General features: G+C 58.0%; 19 protein-coding genes. 10 read left to right on the plus strand and 9 right to left on the minus strand.

Features of this window, described 5'->3' with window-relative positions; translation table 11 throughout:
- Nucleotides 1–138: 138 nt before the first annotated feature.
- Nucleotides 139–975: an itaconate degradation C-C-lyase RipC gene (ripC, locus tag F475_RS08220; RefSeq protein ID WP_018928342.1), complete on the plus strand. Its 837-nt coding sequence runs from the start codon at nucleotides 139–141 to the stop codon at nucleotides 973–975.
- A 25-nt stretch (nucleotides 976–1,000) separates the two neighbouring features.
- Here ripC and F475_RS08225 read toward each other — a convergent pair whose 3' ends face one another.
- Nucleotides 1,001–1,897, minus strand: a complete 897-nt coding sequence (locus F475_RS08225; protein WP_018928341.1) for a LysR substrate-binding domain-containing protein — start codon at nucleotides 1,895–1,897, stop codon at nucleotides 1,001–1,003.
- Nucleotides 1,898–2,059: 162 nt separating this feature from the next.
- Here F475_RS08225 and F475_RS08230 point away from each other — a divergent pair, with 162 nt between their 5' ends.
- The 3 genes from F475_RS08230 (at nucleotide 2,060) to F475_RS08240 (ending at nucleotide 5,646) form a co-directional block, all read left to right on the plus strand.
- Complete coding sequence (locus F475_RS08230) at nucleotides 2,060–3,226, plus strand: CaiB/BaiF CoA-transferase family protein (protein ID WP_018928340.1); 1,167 nt, start codon at nucleotides 2,060–2,062, stop codon at nucleotides 3,224–3,226.
- Nucleotides 3,223–4,062, plus strand: a complete 840-nt coding sequence (locus F475_RS08235; RefSeq protein WP_111453662.1) for a MaoC family dehydratase N-terminal domain-containing protein — start codon at nucleotides 3,223–3,225, stop codon at nucleotides 4,060–4,062. The genes F475_RS08230 and F475_RS08235 overlap by 4 nt, the downstream gene beginning before the upstream one ends.
- Nucleotides 4,063–4,275: 213 nt before the next feature.
- Nucleotides 4,276–5,646, plus strand: a complete 1,371-nt coding sequence (locus F475_RS08240) for an MFS family transporter (protein WP_111453663.1) — start codon at nucleotides 4,276–4,278, stop codon at nucleotides 5,644–5,646.
- Between the two features lie 127 nt (nucleotides 5,647–5,773).
- Here the strand turns inward: F475_RS08240 and F475_RS08245 are convergent, their stop codons facing one another.
- Nucleotides 5,774–6,676, minus strand: a complete 903-nt coding sequence (locus F475_RS08245) for a LysR family transcriptional regulator (RefSeq protein WP_018928337.1) — start codon at nucleotides 6,674–6,676, stop codon at nucleotides 5,774–5,776.
- Nucleotides 6,677–6,793: 117 nt separating this feature from the next.
- On the opposite strand from F475_RS08245, the gene F475_RS08250 reads away from it, so the two are divergent.
- The 6 genes from F475_RS08250 (at nucleotide 6,794) to F475_RS08275 (ending at nucleotide 12,274) form a co-directional block, all read left to right on the plus strand.
- Entirely contained in the window at nucleotides 6,794–7,984 is a 1,191-nt protein-coding gene (locus F475_RS08250; RefSeq protein ID WP_111453664.1) for a CaiB/BaiF CoA-transferase family protein, read from the plus strand.
- Nucleotides 7,985–7,998: 14 nt separating this feature from the next.
- Nucleotides 7,999–8,967, plus strand: a complete 969-nt coding sequence (locus tag F475_RS08255; RefSeq protein WP_019581920.1) for a hydroxymethylglutaryl-CoA lyase — start codon at nucleotides 7,999–8,001, stop codon at nucleotides 8,965–8,967.
- Nucleotides 8,964–9,359: a VOC family protein gene (locus F475_RS08260; protein WP_111453665.1), complete on the plus strand. Its 396-nt coding sequence runs from the start codon at nucleotides 8,964–8,966 to the stop codon at nucleotides 9,357–9,359. The genes F475_RS08255 and F475_RS08260 overlap by 4 nt, the downstream gene beginning before the upstream one ends.
- Nucleotides 9,356–10,297 (plus strand): D-2-hydroxyacid dehydrogenase, encoded by a 942-nt coding sequence (locus tag F475_RS08265; RefSeq protein WP_111453666.1) that lies wholly within the window; start codon nucleotides 9,356–9,358, stop codon nucleotides 10,295–10,297. Before F475_RS08260 ends, F475_RS08265 begins: the two co-directional genes overlap by 4 nt.
- Before the next feature lie 166 nt (nucleotides 10,298–10,463).
- Entirely contained in the window at nucleotides 10,464–10,847 is a 384-nt protein-coding gene (locus F475_RS08270) for a VOC family protein (RefSeq protein ID WP_111453875.1), read from the plus strand.
- A gap of 95 nt (nucleotides 10,848–10,942) precedes the next feature.
- Nucleotides 10,943–12,274 (plus strand): dicarboxylate/amino acid:cation symporter, encoded by a 1,332-nt coding sequence (locus F475_RS08275; protein WP_111453667.1) that lies wholly within the window; start codon nucleotides 10,943–10,945, stop codon nucleotides 12,272–12,274.
- Nucleotides 12,275–12,370: 96 nt separating this feature from the next.
- Here the strand turns inward: F475_RS08275 and F475_RS08280 are convergent, their stop codons facing one another.
- The 7 genes from F475_RS08280 to F475_RS08310 form a co-directional block, all read right to left on the minus strand.
- Nucleotides 12,371–13,279, minus strand: a complete 909-nt coding sequence (locus F475_RS08280; RefSeq protein ID WP_007940239.1) for a MurR/RpiR family transcriptional regulator — start codon at nucleotides 13,277–13,279, stop codon at nucleotides 12,371–12,373.
- A 178-nt stretch (nucleotides 13,280–13,457) separates the two neighbouring features.
- Nucleotides 13,458–14,222, minus strand: coding sequence for an ABC transporter ATP-binding protein (locus tag F475_RS08285; RefSeq protein ID WP_018928329.1), 765 nt, complete (start codon nucleotides 14,220–14,222; stop codon nucleotides 13,458–13,460).
- An 18-nt stretch (nucleotides 14,223–14,240) separates the two neighbouring features.
- Nucleotides 14,241–15,353 (minus strand): succinylglutamate desuccinylase/aspartoacylase family protein, encoded by a 1,113-nt coding sequence (locus F475_RS08290; RefSeq protein ID WP_111453668.1) that lies wholly within the window; start codon nucleotides 15,351–15,353, stop codon nucleotides 14,241–14,243.
- A gap of 9 nt (nucleotides 15,354–15,362) precedes the next feature.
- Nucleotides 15,363–16,061, minus strand: coding sequence for an ABC transporter permease (locus tag F475_RS08295; RefSeq protein ID WP_018928327.1), 699 nt, complete (start codon nucleotides 16,059–16,061; stop codon nucleotides 15,363–15,365).
- A gap of 14 nt (nucleotides 16,062–16,075) precedes the next feature.
- Nucleotides 16,076–16,765, minus strand: a complete 690-nt coding sequence (locus F475_RS08300) for an ABC transporter permease (protein WP_111453669.1) — start codon at nucleotides 16,763–16,765, stop codon at nucleotides 16,076–16,078.
- Nucleotides 16,766–16,856: 91 nt separating this feature from the next.
- Entirely contained in the window at nucleotides 16,857–17,633 is a 777-nt protein-coding gene (locus F475_RS08305; RefSeq protein ID WP_096480788.1) for an ABC transporter substrate-binding protein, read from the minus strand.
- A gap of 264 nt (nucleotides 17,634–17,897) precedes the next feature.
- Complete coding sequence (locus F475_RS08310; protein ID WP_111453670.1) at nucleotides 17,898–18,359, minus strand: MarR family winged helix-turn-helix transcriptional regulator; 462 nt, start codon at nucleotides 18,357–18,359, stop codon at nucleotides 17,898–17,900.
- Nucleotides 18,360–18,380 lie beyond the last annotated feature (21 nt).

The following is an 18,380-nucleotide window of genomic DNA, read 5'->3' on the forward strand; positions in this document are numbered from 1 at the left end:
CCATAGGTATTTGTAAAACATATGAAGATCGACAGTTCCATACAATAGTCCATTGGCATTTGTCTAGCTATGGTGGTTCACGCGCCGGCAAGGATCACAGCACGCCTTGCGGCACCGTCACCCCCTCTGGAGTAGAAAATGTCCGTACGTATGCGCAGTGCTCTTTTCACGCCGGCAACACACCCTGAACGTTTCGCCAAAGCCGAGGAGGTGGATGCCGATTTTTTGATCATTGATCTGGAAGACGCGATAGCGCCTAAAGACAAAAAAAGTGCTCGTGCTACTGCTTTCGCCACACTCAATGCTGCCAAGGAAGCGCGGTTCCCTTGCATTATTCGTATCAACGGACTGGATACGTCTGCGGGGCTTTGTGACGTGCTTGAACTGCTGGAAAGTCCGGTTCAGCCTGAATTTCTGCTACTTCCAAAAACCGAATCCGTTGCACATTTGCAGATAGTGGACCGTCTGCTCAGCGAAAAAGGTCTGAGCACTCGTTTGATCGGATTGATCGAAAGCGCAGTAGGGCTCAAGGTGGTGGCAGACATCGCTCATGCGACGCCCCGACTCGCCGCCCTCATGTTCGGGGCTGCGGATCTGGCGGCGGATTTAGGCTGTGGACCCTTTGCAGCGAATCTCACCTTCGCACGTGTATCGCTTGTGAGCGCGTGCGCGACAGCGGCTATCGCTGCTATCGATTCTCCTTTTTTCGATATTCGCGACTTGGCCGGGCTTGAGCGGGCAGCGCTCCAGGCTGCCGACATGGGGTTTGCCGGTAAAGCGGCGATCCACCCAAATCAGATTGCTGCCATCAATCAGGCGTTCACACCGACCGTCGATGAGATCGCCGCAGCGCGGGCCATTCTGATCGAAAATTGTCGGGGCGTGGGGCAAGTGAACGGGGTCATGGTCGATGAGGCCGTCGCTCGCCAAGCCCGCCGAGTGCTGGCCCGCGCAGGCCAATCTGCTGAAGTATAAGGACCGGCAAACCTGATCTCATGCACTATCGAGTATTTCCTGGCTGACAAAGAATCTCTATCAGGTGATCTCGCAACACATTCTTTTCACGCGGGCTGCGTTGTACGCACACTCGCAAATCACGCTTGGCCCATCCCTCTACAAGATCGATAACCTGAAGGCGATCCAGGTCTGCTGGCTCTAACGCTGAGCGTGGAGCGATGCCGATACCCGCTCCCGATGAGACCAGACGGGCAATCGCCCGAAATCCGGAGACCTGGACGCGCACATCCAAGCGCCCGCCAAGGGCGCTGGCGTGATTCATCAAAAAGGTATGCAGTGCGGCGCCGGATTGAAGGCTGATAAATGGGAGCCCCAGGCATTCGGAAAAACTAACCGAATGCTGGTTGTCGAATCGGCCGTTTAACGGCGCCAACAGGACTAACTGGTCTTGCCTGTAGGGCAGAAACTCCAGGTCTGGGTGGTCAGACTCCAGCGCTACGACTCCGATGTCGGCACGGCCTGCGGACACGGCTGAAATAATGTCATGGCTCAATCGTTCCTCGAGGGTGATGCGGACATTGGGGTACTTGGAGAAAAAGCGCGCCAGGTCATCCGGCAAATATGAGCTGATGGCATTGTTGTTGGCAAAAAAGGTCACATGGCCGATCAAGCCATTGGCGAACGGTTGCAAGTCAGTCGTCATCTGCTCCAACTGAGCCATGCAGCGTCTTGCATGTTCGACCAGCACATGACCCGCCGGGGTCAAACCCACACCCCTGGCCTGGCGCAGCAGCAAGGGTGTCCCGAGGCTGGCTTCAAGCCCTTTTATGCGCAAACTGACTGAGGAGGGGGCCAGATTACAGCGCTCGGCGCCGCGCGACAGATTGCTTTCCTCGGCGACGGCCAAGAAGACCTTAAGGTCGATCAAGTCGTACAACATTGCGTTAGTCTCCGGCGAAATCATGAGAATTTTTTCTAATTTAACCTCTTGTAAGCCCTGCAGTGTTTGTATTTTACAAACTCAGTCTTCGTAAAAGCTCGCTGCTCCCCTGACCGTGGTTTGCACATACTTGTGCACGCAAACTGTCTATGGGAGAACCTGATGTCCACTACAAAACCTTTAAAAGGCATTACCGTCGTTTCCATCGAACAGGCGTTGGCCGCGCCGTTGTGTACCTCTCGTTTGGCGGAGATGGGTGCAAGGGTCATCAAGGTCGAGCGCGCAGAAGGGGACTTTGCCCGGGGCTATGACGATGCCGCCAAAGGTCACTCTTCGTATTTTTTGTGGACCAACCGAGGCAAGGAGTCGCTGGTACTGGATTTCAAAAATGCCGCCGACGCGTCGCTGCTCAAACGGATCATTGCCAGCGCCGATGTCTTTGTTCAAAACCTGGCGCCCGGTGCCCTTGCTCGCGCCGGGTTTGACAGCTCGGAACTGCGCGAACTGAATCCACAATTGATCACCTGCGATATCAGTGGTTACGGTACTGAGGGGCCCGCCAGTGGTTTGAAAGCGTATGACCTGTTGGTCCAATGCGAAAGCGGTCTGGCCGGCATCAGTGGCTCACCTGAAGGCTATGGCCGGATCGGCGTGTCGATATGCGATATCGGGGCAGGGTTGAATGCTGCGATTGGTGTGCTTTCTGCGCTGCAGTTACGTGAAAGAACCGGGCAGGGCACTGGCATCTCCGTCTCGTTGTTCGATGGTGCCGCGGACTGGATGACCATTCCTTACTTGCACGAGATCTATGGCAATGGTGCTCCTACACGCCAGGGTCTGCGCCACCCTTCAATTGCTCCATACGGTGCTTATACCACCGGCGATCAGCGCGACATCGTGATCAGCATTCAGAACGAACGCGAATGGCAGCAGTTCTCTAACCTGTTTCTTGAAGGCACCGGCGCATCTACTGATCCTCGTTTTGCGTCCAACACAGAACGCGTCCGTAACCGAGACGCTTTGGATGCGCTGATCAGTGCGTCCTTCGCCAGCCTGAGCGCCGAACAGGCGATCCACAAACTGGGTCAGGCCAATACCGCTTTTGGTCAGGTGCGCTCCGTCGCCGAGATGGCAGAACATCCAGGCCTTCGTAAATGGCCAATGGCAGTCGAGACCGGTGAAGTCGAGATGATTGCGCCTCCGGTACGCGCTCCTTGGGACGATCAGCGATTTGAAAAAGCTCCGCTCCTGGGCGAACACAGTGATCGGCTGCGCAAAGAATTCCAGGTGACAGCAACACAGAACAAACAAGAGGAGGTCCCTGCATGAGCACTATTGATCTTCAACACCTTCGGCAATGGATCGGCAAGACCCATGTCGACCGCGATGTCCTGTCTTCACGCCATGCGCGTTTGATGGCTGCCACACTGGGCATTCCACAAAGCGATTTGGTCTCGGGTCATCCATTGCCGCCATTGTGGCACTGGTTGTATTTTCTGGACGGACTGGCGCCTGAAGAGTTGGGACGTGACGGTCACCCGGCACGAGGTGGCTTCTTGCCTCCCGTGCCGCTGCCGAATCGCATGTGGGCCGGTGGACAGCTTGAATTCAAGAAAGCATTGCCGTTGGATGGCAGCGTCGAGAAACGCTCCAGTATTGTTTCAATCGAACACAAACAAGGTCGTAGTGGCGAGCTAGTGTTTGTCACCGTATTGCATGAGATTTTGCATGCTGGCGAAGTTGCCATTTCCGAACACCACGACATCGTCTACAAGGAGGCAACTCCCGTCGACTCGAACAAACCCTTCGCCGCGATGCCGCCAGCCACTCATTCCTATAAATGGCTGCCGACCTCGACCACGTTGTTTCGCTATTCAGCACTGACTTTCAATGGTCATCGCATTCACTATGACGCTGATTACTGTCGAGATGTTGAACACTACGCGAGTCAAGTAATACATGGTCCACTGAACGCAACTCTGCTGGCAGGCTATGCCGAACGTATCGCGGGTAAACCAGTAAAACTCTTTAATTATCGAGGCGTTCGTCCTGCCTTGTTGGGAGCGACGCTAACATTAAATGCTGTCTATGAAGGTGACAACTTACTGTTATGGGTCAGTTTGCCTGATGGCGCAGTCTCGATGCAGGCGCGCGCCAGTTTTTGAGTCTGCATTGCAGTGAAAAGTGCACGATGAAGTCACATCAGGAAGATTAATATTTCAGTTGGGGTGGCTTTTATCCTAAATGTTTTATTGAATGATTAGATGATCAAGCAGGCAGTCTGTGTGAGTGACTTTTGTCTTCGCATAGACTGTTGTTGTGCTGGTGGTTTAGCGCGTAAACGCGTCAACAGATTATTTCCGCTCGTGGAGATTGAAATGATAATAATAAGTAATGTTGATAACAGTGCAGTCAAGCGTCCTCCCATTACAAATAAAGCACGGGTTCGAGCGATACTCGGAGCTTGCTCGGGCAATTTGGTTGAGTGGTATGATTTTTTTATTTATGCCTATACCTCTATCTATTTTGCATCGCTGTTCTTCCCGGCAGGAGATCAAAACAGTCAACTGTTAGCGACAGCTGGAATTTTTGCTGTCGGCTTTTTTATGCGCCCCCTCGGTGGTTGGATATTTGGTTACATTGCGGATACGCGCGGTCGAAAAATATCAATGATCATTTCAATCTTCATGATGTGCGGTGGTTCTTTGATGATCGCGATCATGCCAACGTATGAGTCGATTGGTGTCGCGGCCCCCATCCTGTTGGTTGTAGCGAGGCTGATGCAGGGCCTTTCGGTGGGCGCGGAGTACGGAACAGGCGCCACTTACATCAGTGAAATGTCGACTGCCGGGCGCAGATCATTTTTCGGTTCATTCCAATATTCCACCATTATTGCAGGTCAGCTACTTGCGTTGCTGACGGTTGCGGTTCTTCAGCACGTATTGCTTCCGGACGATTTGAAAGCCTGGGGTTGGAGAATTCCATTTTTAATCGGCGCGATTAGCGCCATTGTGGTCGTGTTTCTACGTCGATCCATGACCGAAACAGCCTCAGTAAAAGAAATGAAGAGTAAGGAGGCCGGATCCATTCGAGCGTTGTTAAAGCATAAGCGAGCGGTGATTTTAACGGTGGCCATCACCATGGGATGTTCGCTTTACTATTATACGTTCACATCCTATATGCAGAAATACTTGGTGTTGTCGGTGGGGCTGGATGCGGGGACGGTCAGTTTTATTATGACGTCTGCCTTAGTGTGCTTCATGATTTGTCAGCCATTTTTCGGCATGCTGGCAGACCGTATTGGCGTGAAAAAAAGTATGATGATATTTGGTGGTTTGGCAACCGCTTTGGTTGTGCCAATTTTAACCACGTTAAAGACGGTGTCGAGCCCATATGCAGCATTTGCGCTAATTATGTCTGGTCTCCTTATCGCCGCATTTTATACGCCCGTCACGGGTGTGCTTAAAGCGGATCTTTATCCTGCTTCTGTCAGGGCGTTGGGCGTTGGCCTGCCTTATGCGATCGGCAATGCATTGTGTGGCGGTACCGCCGAGTACGTAGCATTGATGCTTAAATCGATGGGGATTGAAAGTTACTTCTTTTATTACGTAGCGGCATTGGTATGCGTGACGTTCATCGCGTCGATATTAATGCCTGATTTGCGTAAGCACGGGTATCTGGATGGCACTGGAACGGTCGAGGACAATTTCGCGAAGTCGCCTGAGTACGGTCGTAGTGCGCACTCGTAAATTGGACATGAGGTAACTATTGCGCTTTTGCCACTGTCGCATGTGCCACGAACACATGAGGCAGTGGTTTTTTGATGATTGGGCTACCTGTAACCCAAATGTGTGGACAGGGACATTTACGCCATTGTCAGCCATGCACGCTGCTCAGATACTCGAACAACTTGGCCGCTTCCGGGGTCAGTTGCGCCTGACTCGCAACCCCCACGAACAAGGTGCGGTGCGCCCAGTCATCGCTCAGGTCGACAGCAATCAGACGGCTGCCGAGCAATTCGGCACGCACGGATGACAACGGCAAGATCCCGATGCCCAAGCCGGCTTCGATCATCCGACAGATGCCGTCGAAGCTGCTGACCTGGATCCGCACCTTGAGGATCTTGCCCGCACTGACGGCGGCATCGGTGATTCTGCGCAGCAATGAGCTGCCCTGGTTGAGCGCTACGTAATCGAAGCCAAGCGTGTCGGCAAAGGACACATTGCGCTCATTCGCCAGTTCATGGCCGACCGGCACCAGGAGCACGAGTCGGTCGTCACGATAGGGCAGTTTGTACAGGCCCTCGGCCGGTACGTTGTCGGCAAAAATGCCGATGTCGGCGCGCCCGTTTTCCACGGCTTGAATAATCGGTTCGCTGAGTGCTTCTTCCAGCCCGATACGCACGTTCGGGTTGGCGCGCAGGAAAGACGCGAGGTCGTCCGGCAGAAACTGGACGACGGCGGAAGTGTTGGCGAACAACCGCACATGCCCGCGCACCCCGACCGCGTAATCGCTGGCGTCGCATGCCATCCGGTTCACGCCTTCCAGAATCGTTCTGGCATGTTCAACGATCCCTTGTCCCGCGGCGGTCAGTTCGAGCCCCCTTGGCAGGCGCACGAACAGTGGGCACTGGGTCGTTCGTTCCAGCTCGGCTAACCGTTTGCTGGCCGCCGAGACCGTCATGTTGGCCTTTTCGGCGGCACGGGTCAGGTTGCCGGATTCGGCGGCGAAGATCAGCAGGCGCAATGACAGCAGATCGAAATGCAGGGGATTGATCATCAAGAGGATCCAAGGTTTTCCATTCTGGAAAGAGTAGTGGCGAAATATGAAATTTTCATCTGCCCGGTTTGTGTCGATTATCCATGCCACAAGTACTCAACAAGAACGGGAAACGTCATGAGGTTACCTCTGCAAGGTGTCAAGGTCGTGGAGCTCGGTCAACTGATTGCCGGGCCATTTGCGGCGAAAATGCTCGGTGAATTTGGCGCCGACGTGATCAAGATCGAGCCTCCGGTCACCGGTGACCCGTTGCGCAAATGGCGCTTGCTGCATGACGGTACTTCCGTCTGGTGGGCCGCGCAATCTCGCAACAAACGCTCGCTGACCCTTGATTTACGCCAGCGTGAAGCCCAACAGGTGGTGCGCCAGTTGCTGGCCGACGCGGATGTACTGATAGAGAACTTTCGCCCAGGGACTCTGGAAAACTGGGGGCTGGGTTGGGACATGCTGCACGCGCTGAATCCGAAACTGATCATGCTCCGGGTCTCTGGTTACGGCCAGACCGGGCCGTACCGTGACCGTCCCGGATTCGGCGTGATCGGTGAAGCGATGGGCGGATTGCGACATCTTTCCGGCGAGCCCGGGCGGACCCCGGTAAGGGTTGGCGTTTCCATCGGCGACTCGTTGTCGGCCTTGCACGGTGTCATCGGGATTCTGCTTGCCCTGCGTCATCGCGAGCAGAACGGCGGTGACGGCCAGCAGATCGACGTGGCGCTGTACGAGTCGGTGTTCAACATGATGGAAAGCCTATTGCCCGAATACTCGGTGTTCAATGCCGTTCGTGAGCCCGCCGGCAGCAGTTTGCCGGGTATCGCGCCGACCAATGCCTATCGCTGCCGTGACGGTGGTTTTGCCTTGATCGCCGGCAATGGCGACAGCATCTATCAACGCCTGATGGAAGTGATTGGGCGCCGCGATCTGGGGGCTGATCCAGCGCTTGCGCAGAACCACGGCCGAGTGCTGCAGGTTGAGCGCATCGATGCCGCCATCTCCGAATGGACCGCGCGACTCAGCCTCGACGAAGTTTTGTCGGTCCTGACCGAGGCGCGCATCCCGGCCGGCCGGATTTACAACGCTGCCGACATTGCCCAGGACTCGCATTACCGGGCGCGCGACATGCTGCTCGACAGCCAGCTGGACGACGGCACGCCGGTGACCTTGCCCGGCATCGTCCCCAAGCTGGGTACCACGCCTGGCAGCGTGACTCGCTCGGCGCCGACCCTGGGTCAGCATACCGCCGAGATTCTTGGCGAGCTTGGCATCGACGCTGCGCAGCAAGCCGACTGGCGCCAGCGCGGCATCATTTGAACCGGAGAATCAACATGCAACGTCTTTTCTTGCAGGAAGTCGCAACCCGTGACGGCTTCCAGAATGAAGCGCGCTTTATCGAAACCGTCGACAAGATCGCCATGATAGATGCGCTCAGCCAGTGTGGTTTCGCCAAGATCGAGGTCACCTCGTTCACATCGCCCAAGGCCATTACCGCGCTGCGCGATGCCGAGGCGGTGATGCAGGGTATCCGGCGCAATCCGGCGGTGGAGTACACGGTGCTGGTGCCTAACGTGCGCGGTGCCGAGCGGGCCCTGGCGTGCAACATCGATGAAGCCAACCTGGTGATGTCGGTCAGCGAACCGCACAACCGTTCCAATCTGCGCATGAGCCGCGAACAGTCGTTTGCCCAGCTCAGCGAAGTGGTCAGCGTGATCGGCCAGGGGCCGGTGGCGATCAACGTGTCGTTGTCGACCGTGTTCGGCTGCCCGATGCAGGGCGATGTTCCGGTAGGGGAGGTGTTGCACTGGGTCGAGCGCTTCGCCGAGCTGGGAGCTCGCGGCGTGACCTTGTGCGACACCACTGGCATGGCGTACCCGAGTCAGGTCGAGATGCTGTCCCGGGCCGTCCGTGAGCGTTTTCCGGCGCTGCAGCTGACCCTGCATTTCCACAATACCCGTGGCATGGGCCTGGCCAATGCGCTGGCGGCCATCGAGGCCGGGGTCGATCGTTTCGATTCGTCCCTTGGCGGCCTGGGCGGTTGCCCTTATGCGCCGGGGGCCAGTGGCAATGTGTGCACCGAAGACCTGTTGCACATGCTGCAGTTGATGGGTTTCAACACCGGGGTTGATCTGGACCGGGTGCTGGCGGTCGCCGCGCAGTTGCCGGGTCTGGTCGGTCACGACATTCCCAGCCAGATCCTCAAGGCCGGCAAACGCCTGGACCTGCACCCGATCCCCGCCCATGTCGCCAACCTGGAAAAACAGGTGCCGTCGGCCCGAGCCCAGGAGCTGCACTCATGATCGATCATCTCGACCATTTAGTGCTGACCACCATCGACCCCGTGGCTGCCGAGGATTTTTACGTGCGGGTCATGGGCATGCAGGTGCAAACCTTTGCTGGTGGGCGCAAGGCGTTCGCTTTCGGTCAGCAGAAAATCAACCTGCACGTGCGTGGCCACGAGTTCGAGCCCAAGGCGCATTTGCCGGTGCCGGGAGCGCTGGACCTGTGTTTTATCGCCTCGATCCCACTGGACCAAGTGATTGCGCACCTGGCCCGTGTCGACTGGCCCATCATCGAAGGCCCGGTGTTACGTACCGGTGCCACCGGGCCGATACGTTCGGTGTATGTGCGTGATCCGGACCTGAACCTGATCGAGATTTCCGAACCCGTCCAACCGGAGCATGCAGCATGAAAGTGGTATTTCTCGACAGAGACAGCCTGCCCGTGAGTATTGCTCGCCCGGCCTGGGTCTCGGACTGGCAGGACCGCCCCGACACGACACCGGAGCAAGTGGTGGAAGCCGCCCGGGATGCCGATGCGGTGATCACCAACAAGGTGCGCATCGGTCGGGCTGAACTTGAGCAACTGCCGAACCTGCGCTTCATCTGCGTCGCGGCCACCGGTTACGACTGCATTGATTTGGCGGCCTGCCATGATTTTGCCGTAACGGTGTGTAACGTCCCGGCCTACTCGGCACAAAGCGTCGCCGAGTCGGTGATCGCGTCAATCTTCGCCCTGCGTCGACAGCTGTTCGCTTACCAGGCTGCGGCGCTGCGGGACTGGCCGGATTCGCGGCATTTCTGCGTCCATCGCGCGCCGATCCGGGATGTTCAGGGCAGCGTGTTGGGCATCATCGGCCGAGGTGGTATCGGCTTGGCTACGGCACGTCTGGCGAGCGCCCTGGGCATGCAGTTGCTGTTTGCCGAACACCGTGGCGTGGTCCCGGTGCGCAAGGGGTACCAGTCCTTTGAAACGGTGCTGGCGCAAAGCGACGTGATTTCTCTGCACTGTCCATTGACCGAGCGTACCCGACACCTGATCGGGGCCCTGGAACTGGCGCAGATGAAACCCGGCGCGTTGCTGATCAATACCGCTCGCGGACCGTTGGTGGATGAAGCGGCGGTACTCGATGCGCTGGACAGCGGTCGCCTCGGTGGCGCGGCCCTCGATGTGCTTTGCCAGGAGCCACCACCGGCCGACCACCTTTTGCTCAATAGCCGCCATGCCAACCTGATCGTCACTCCCCACGTGGCCTGGGCCAGCCAGAGCAGCCTGCAACGGCTGGCCGACGGCATCCTCGGCAACCTGCAGGGCTACCACTTGGGGAACCTGATCAACCTCGTGTCGTGAAGGCTTCACCACCCAACAAGAAGGTCCACTCATGAAAACAATAACAATCACACCGGTCCGTCAGTTTGTCTCGTTGTTCATTGCCGCGCTGTCCCTGGGCGCATTGCTGCAGGTAACGCCTGCCGTGGCGGCCGCCATCGTGCCGCCAGGTGCTCCGGTGGTTGGGATGATCGATCACGTCGACCACATCGTCCTGACTGCCACCGACCCGCAAGCGACCATTCATTTCTACACCGAGGTGATGGGCATGCACCTGGAAAAATTCGGCGAGGGCCGGGTGGCTTTCACGTTCGGCAACCAGAAAATCAACATGCACGTGCGCGGTCATGAAATCGAACCCAAGGCCCACGTGCCCGTGCCAGGGGCCCTGGACCTGTGCTTTATCGCCAGCGCGCCACTGGACAAAGTCATCGCCCACCTCAAAACGGTGAACTGGCCGCTGGTGGAAGGTCCGGTGACCCGAACCGGGGCCCGGGGGCCCATTCGCTCGGTGTACCTGCGTGATCCCGATCTCAACCTGATCGAGATTTCCGAGTACATCCAGCAGTAATCATCCCCCGAACACTCTTTCCCAGGCGATCGGTCGTGCACCGATGTGGCGGTCGGCTACCTGGGAAAATGCATCACGCCTGCGAGGAAGCCATCATGACAACAACAATTACACCCTCGATTGCCGAAAAAAAGCCGAGCCATTCACGCCTGCGCCGAGTGTTCCGCCACCTGTATGTGCAGGTGCTGCTGGCGATTGTGCTGGGCATCATCTTCGGTCATTTCTATCCCAGTCTCGGCGAAGAAATGAAGCCCCTGGGCGATACGTTCATCAAGCTGATCAAGATGCTGATTGCGCCGATCATCTTCTGCACCGTGGTCAGTGGCATTGCCAGCATGCAGAGCCTCAAGCGCATCGGCCGGGTTGGCTTCAAGTCGTTGCTGTACTTCGAAGTGCTGACCACCCTGGCGCTGGTGATCGGGCTGATCGGGGTCAACCTGATGCAGCCTGGTACGGGCATGCACATCAACCCGGCGACCCTCGACGGCCATGCCATCGACAGCTACAGCAAGTTGGCCCATGAACAGAGTGTGGTGGGCTTTCTGACCCATATCGTGCCCAGTACCGTGTTTGGTGCCTTTGCCGAAGGCGATATTCTCCAGGTGCTGTTCATTTCCATCCTGTTTGCCTTCGCCTTGCAGATGCTCGGTGCTGCCGGCAAGCCGTTGCTGAACCTGATCGATCTGGTAGCCCAGGCGTTTTTCCGCATGGTCAAGATCGTGATGTATGTCTCGCCGCTGGGGGCCTTCGGCGGCATGGCCTTTACGATCGGCAAGTACGGCGTCGGCTCCCTGGGGGCGTATGGCAACTTGCTGATCTGCTATTACGTGACGGCGCTGTTTTTTGTGTTCGTGATTCTCAACCTGGTCGCGCGTCTGGCCGGTTTCAGCCTGTGGCAGTTTCTCAAGTACATCCGCGATGAGCTGTTTCTGGTGTTGGGCACCTCATCTTCGGAGTCGGCCTTGCCTCGGTTGATGGGCAAGCTCGAGCGCCTGGGGTGCGAGAAGTCGGTGGTGGGGCTGGTGGTGCCTTCGGGATACTGTTTCAACCTCGATGGCAGCTGCATCAACATGACAGTGTTGGCGATTTTCATCGCCCAGGCGCTGGATATTCCGCTCGACCTGTGGCACCAGGTCACCCTGTTGTTGATTCTGTTGCTGACCTCCAAGGGCGCGGCCAGTGTCACCGGCGGTGCGTTCATTACCCTCGCGGCCACCCTTGGCAGCCTGGATGTGATTCCGGCGGCCGGGTTGGTGTTGGTGCTTGGGGTCTACCGGTTTATTTCCGAGGGCGGGGCATTGATCAACGTCATCGGCAACGGTGTCGCCACGCTGTTCATCGCCAAGTGGGAAGGGGCGCTGGACGAACAGACGTTGACGTCAGAGTTGCGCAATGGTTGTGCCAGGGAGGTTGAGGCACAGTCCTGAACGAGTTGTCGCAAGACAGCCCCAAGACCGCCCGGTCCACGAAAGCCGGGTGGTTTTGGGTTTCCAGGTTGCCCATGGGGCAAGCCCCGTCAGATATCACTTCTTCGACGATTTACTGCTGGCGGGGATGTGCAAGTAAGACATCACGCTCTCGGTCAGCTCGGTCGCCAGCTTGACCGCTTCTTTATTGCGCGCCATCACACCCGCCACCAATCCTTCGATCAAGGCGAGCACGGCGATGTTGGAGCTGGTCATTACCGGATGGTCGGCGGGGGCAAACAGCACGTGTTCGGCAATGCTGGTGAGCGGCGATGCGGGTGAGTCGGTGATTGCCAGCACCGAGGCGCCGCGCTCATTGGCGAAGCGTGCGAGTTGCAGGGTGTCGAGGGAATAGCGCGGCAGGGAGATCGCCAGCAACACATCCTGATCGGTGATGGCGGCCAGGCGGTAAGCGGCGTTTTCGTTGCCGCCCTCCATGCTGATGGCGGTGGCGTCGGCACAGAAGGGCATCAGGGTCGAGGCGGCGAGGCCGGCGAAGTAGACGCTGTTGCCAAAGCCCAGGATGTAAATTTTGCGCGCTTCGATCAGGCGGGTGACGAAGGCTTCAAAGGTGTCGGCGTGGTTGTTGGTGGCTGCCGTGGCGAGGTTGCTGGTGGCGCTCTGGATTTGCTCATGCAGGCCAAATGCACCGCCAGGACGATGCGCCAGTTCGTTGCGCAGTTTGTCGACCGGCGACACCATCTGCTGCAACGTCGCGACCAGCTCGGCCTTCATGCCGGTGTAGCCACCCAGGTTCAGTGCCTTGGCCAGACGATTGACCGCGGCCGGCGAGGTGGAGGTTTCATGGGCCATTTCTTCGATGGTCAGCGTCGCGGCCCTTAGCGGGTGACGCAGGATAAAATCCGCCACCTTGCGCAGTGAAGGCTGTAGATCGGAAACGATTTCCGCCAGTTTACGCATCACCGGCGCGGCATAGACCGTGGTGTCTTTCGAAGGGGTCGGCATGTCCGGCTCTACAGTTCCTGAGGGTTGGAGATGGGGCAGGCGCATAACCTGTAGGAGCGAGGCTTGCCCGCGAAGAACGATAACGCGCAATGCCTGAAAAACCGCGGTGTTCGCTTCGCGGGCAAGCCTCGCTCCTACGGGGGGTTGCGCGGGGGCATAAGTTGGCTGGAGTGTATGATTATTTCAAGCTGCCGGCCAGAAACTGCCGAAGCCGCTCGGACTGCGGATTGACCAGCACTTCACGCGGATTGCCGCGCTCTTCGACCAGGCCCTTGTGCAGGAACACCAGCTGGTTCGAGACCTCGCGGGCAAAGCCCATTTCGTGGGTCACGACCACCATGGTGCGGCCTTCGAGTGCGAGGTCCTGCATGACTTTCAGCACCTCGCCGACCAGCTCTGGGTCGAGGGCTGAGGTTGGTTCATCGAATAGCATCACTTCGGGCTCCATGGCCAGCGCCCGGGCAATCGCTACCCGCTGCTGCTCACCACCCGACATATGCGCCGGCCAGGCGTCCATGCGGTGCGCCACGCCGACTTTGTTCAGGTAATGCTCGGCCTTTTCCCGCGCTTGTTTCTTGTTCATGCCCAGCACATGTACCGGGGCCTCCATGACGTTTTCAAGGGCGCTCATGTGCGACCAGAGGTTGAAATGCTGAAACACCATCGACAGTCGCGAACGCATGCGTTGTAGCTGTTTGGGCTCGGCAGCCTTGAGCCCGCCGAGTTTGTTGGTCACCAGCTTGAGCGGTTCGCCATTGAGCACGATGTTGCCGGCGTTGGGCTGTTCCAGCAGGTTGATGCAACGCAGGAAGGTGCTTTTGCCGGAACCGCTGGAGCCGATGATGCTGATCACATCACCGGCCTTCGCCTCCAGGGACACGCCCTTGAGCACTTCGTGGGTGCCGTAGCTTTTGTGAAGATCCTGAATTTCAAGTTTGTACATGGTTTCAACTCTCTGGAATCAGTCGCTGAGCAAGCGGCCTTGGCGAATAGGGCGAGTACCGGCCACTTTGGCCAGCCACAAACCGGGCTGGGCAAAGCGCAGACGTTCACGGGCATAGAGGATGCCGTCGGTGCTGGCGCGCACGATGCTGTGGCGATCGGTCAGCGGATCAATCACTTCGAACAGCGGGTCGCCGACCCTGACCCGGGCACCCAGCGGTTGCAGAAAACTCACCACGCCGGGGTGCGGTGCGTAGGCGTACTGCGCACCGGCGAATGGCGTCGCTTCACACTCGGTCGGTGGCGCGGCCGGCCAGTCACCGCTGATCAGGCCTTGCTCGGCGAGATAGCCGAGAATGGCCTGCGCGCTGTCGATGCAGGGCTCGCGTTCGGTATCGGCCATGCCGCGCAGTTCAATGGTGGTCGCCACACAGGCCAAAGAAATATCGGCTTCAGGAAAGAGTTCGGCCAGGCGCAACCAGGGAATCGCGCAGGCTTCATCAAAGGCACTGCCGCCCGCATCCTCGGCCAGCAATGCGGCGCCGGCACCCAGTCGAGCGGCCAATGAGCGCAGGCGCGGCCAGTGTTGCGGCATGGCGTAAAGCAGCATGATCGACTCGAAATCGCAGTGCAGGTCCAGCACCACATCGGCGTCACAGGCATGTGAAAGCAACAGGCGGCGCAGGCCATCGAGTTCCGAGGTCGGCGGTGGCATGTCGGCGAGAACATCGGCCATGGCGCGGCGGATCAGCCCGGTGTTGACGCCGGCGTGGGCGCCCAGTTGACCTTTCACCAGCGCCGCCACAGCTTCGGTCAGCTCTGGAAAATCACGATTGAAGTTCTTCCCGCTGGAGAACTCAAAACGACCTTGATGGGTGGCCTGGAACATCTGGGCGATGCCAATCGGGTTGGCCATCGGCACCAACTCGACGACCCCATTCAGGCGACCTTGTTCTTCCAGCACGCGCAGACGCTGCTTAAGTTCAACCGCCACGCGCATCCCCGGTAGCTCGTCGGCATGCAGGGAGGCCTGGATGTAGGCCTTGCGTGGCCCGCTGCCAAAACGAAACAGCGACAGCCGTCGTTCTGTGCCCGAGGGTCCCCACGGCAACAGGTATTCAATGTGCTCCATAACAGCTCCTTAGTGCTTGCGCGGTGCCAGATAGGCCAGCCAGCGGCGCTCGGCCAGCTTGAACAGACGAACCAGGATGAAGGTCAGGGCCAGATAGATAAGGCCGGCGGTGATGAACGCCTCGAATGGCAGATAGAACCGCGAACTGACCGTACGAGCGGCTCCGGTGATGTCGACCAGGGTGACGATCGACGCCAGGCTGGTGGTCTGCAGCATCATCAGCACTTCGTTGCTGTATTGCGGCAGTGCCCGGCGCAAGGCCGACGGCAGGAGCACGCGGCGGTACAAGGTAAAGCGCGACATGCCCATGGCCTTGGCGGCTTCGATCTCGCCGTGGGCCGTGGCCTTCAAGCTGCCGGCCAGCAGTTCCGCGCTATAGGCGCTGGTATTGATCGCGAAGGCCAGGCAGGCACAAAAGGTTGCGCTGGACAGGTAAGGCCAGAGCACGCTTTGGCGTACCGCTTCGAACTGCGCCAAGCCGTAATAGATCAGGAACAATTGCACCAGCATCGGGGTGCCGCGAATCACATAGGTGTAGAGCCAGGCCGGGAAGCTGATCAACGGCGATCGGGAGACGCGCATCAGCGCTAAAGGAATCGCCAGCACCAGGCCAACGGCCAGGGAAATCAGTAGAACTTTGAGGGTCAACAAGGCGCCATTGAGGTACAGCGGCAGGTTTTCCCAGATCAGGTTGTAGTCGAGAATCATGGCTGTGCTCCCCGTCACAGTTCGGTGGCTTTGACGCCGACCGAGTAGTGGTTTTCCAGATAGCGCAGCACCAGCAATGACACACTGGTCAGCAGCAAGTAGAGCGCGGCCACCGCGAGGAAAAACGTGAACGGCTCATGGGTGGCGTCCGCTGCGTTTTTGGCTTTGAACATCATGTCCTGCAACCCGATCACCGAGATCAGCGCGGTGGATTTGGTCAGCACCAACCAGTTGTTGGTGAACCCCGGAATGGCGAAACGAATCATCTGCGGCACCAGAATCCGCCAGAACACCTGAGCGGCGCTCATGCCATAAGCCACACCGGCCTCGCCCTGGCCTTTGGGGATCGCCATAAAGGCGCCGCGAAAGGTTTCCGAGAGGTAGGCACCAAAAATGAAGCCCATGGTGCAGACGCCGGCGATAAAGGGGTTGATGTCGATGTAGCGGGTGTAACCGAGCGCGAGGGCAATGCGGTTCACCAGGTCCTGGCCGCCGTAGAAAATCAGCAGGATCAGCACCAGGTCGGGAATACCGCGAATCAGGGTGGTATAGCCTTCGCCCAGCATCGCCAGCCATTTGAACGGTGACAAACGAAAGGCGGCGCCGATCAGACCCAGGGCAATCGCCATGGTCATGGAAGTCAGGGCCAGATTAATGGTCAGCCAGGCGCCATCGAGAATGCTCGATCCGTAGCCGTGAAGCATGATGAAGTTCCTCAAGCGAGCGCCGTGAGGCGCGCGAGACAAGCCAGAAGTGGCACCCGCAAACGCCGGCGCCAGGGTTTCGGGTAACGGCTTATTCGCCGTAGATATCGAAGGCGAAGTACTTGGCCATCACTTGCTGGTACTTGCCATTGGCGCGGATGGCGTCAATCGCTGCGCTCAGGCGTGCAACGTTCGCACTGTCGCCTTTACGCACCGCGATCCCGGCGCCTCTGCCGAAGTATTTCGGGTCGTTGATGTCCGGTCCAACCAGAGCGAAACCTTTACCTATGGGGGTTTTGATGAAGCTCTCATCGGTGTTGACGATGTCGGCGAGGGTGGCGTCCAGGCGACCTGATGCCAGATCGAGGAAGGCTTCATTTTGTGAGCCGTAGCGGACCACCAGGGCGCCGGCTTGCGCCAGTTGCTCAGTGGCGAAACGGTCGTAGGTCGAGGCGCGTTGTACGCCGACTTTCTTGCCTTTGAGATCGACCAGCGGGTCGTTGATCACGCTGCCGCTCTTCATCGCGAACTTGCCCGGCGTGTGGTAGTACTTTTTGCTGAAGTCGACCGACTTCATCCGGTCTTCAGTGATCGACATCGACGACAGCACAGCGTCGATCTTGCGCACTTTGAGCGATGGGATCATGCCGTCGAATTCCTGGATGACCCACTCGCATTTGACCTTCATCTCTGCACACAGCGCGTTGCCGATGTCGTAATCGAAACCACTGACATTGCCCTCCGGCGTCTTGAAGGAGAAGGGCGGGTAGGCGGCTTCGATGCCGATACGCAGGCTGTCCTCGTCGGCGTGCGCCAGCAAGCTTGCGGCGCACAGTGCCAGAGCACCTAGAAGTTCTGTCTTGTTCATATTGTTGACTCCTTGGATGGGGCGTTGGTGATACGGGGCTGCCGTCCGGTCTGGCGAGGTGGACTGTCCTGATGATTTACGAGGCTATAAATGACATAAAATATTTCACAAATCAGCTGTGTGAAAATAAACATATCAAAACAGGGCGACAAGCGGAGTACTCATGGGCAGTAGCCGCAGCCCTGCCAGCGAGCCTTTGAATAAAAAACGGGCGCCGATCAGGGCGCCCGTTTTTTCATTTCGGTATCAAGGTATTTGTTTTGCTCATCCCTCGGCTTTCGTCGATTTGATGAGGTTGTTGCGCAGTTTCACGATCGCGTTCTGCAACTGTGTGAACTCCTCCGGTTCCAGACCCGTTGCGTGGGAAAGGCCCGTTTCGGGGCGGTCTTCGCGTAGCTGTCGACCGCTTTTCGTCAGGCTGATCCGCACCTGCCGCTCGTCCTCGGGATCACGTTGCCTTTGCAGGTAGCCCATCGCTTCCAGTTTCTTCAGGATCGGTGTGAGCGTGTTCGATTCGAGAAACAGCTTCTCGCCAAGGCTGCCCACGGTTTGGTGGTCTTCCTCCCATAGCGCAACGATGGTGATGTATTGCGTATAGGTGAGCCCCAAGTGCTCGAGTATCGGTTTGTAGGCCTTGCCGAAGGCCAGGTTCGTGGAATAGACCGCAAAACACAGGAAGTCGGAGAGCTTCAGATCAGGGGGGACGGTCTTGTCAGTGCGTTTCATGTGCTTCCTCGTTGGCCAAAG

The sequence above is a fragment of the Pseudomonas sp. URMO17WK12:I6 genome (genome assembly GCF_003253625.1).
Taxonomy (GTDB): domain Bacteria; phylum Pseudomonadota; class Gammaproteobacteria; order Pseudomonadales; family Pseudomonadaceae; genus Aquipseudomonas.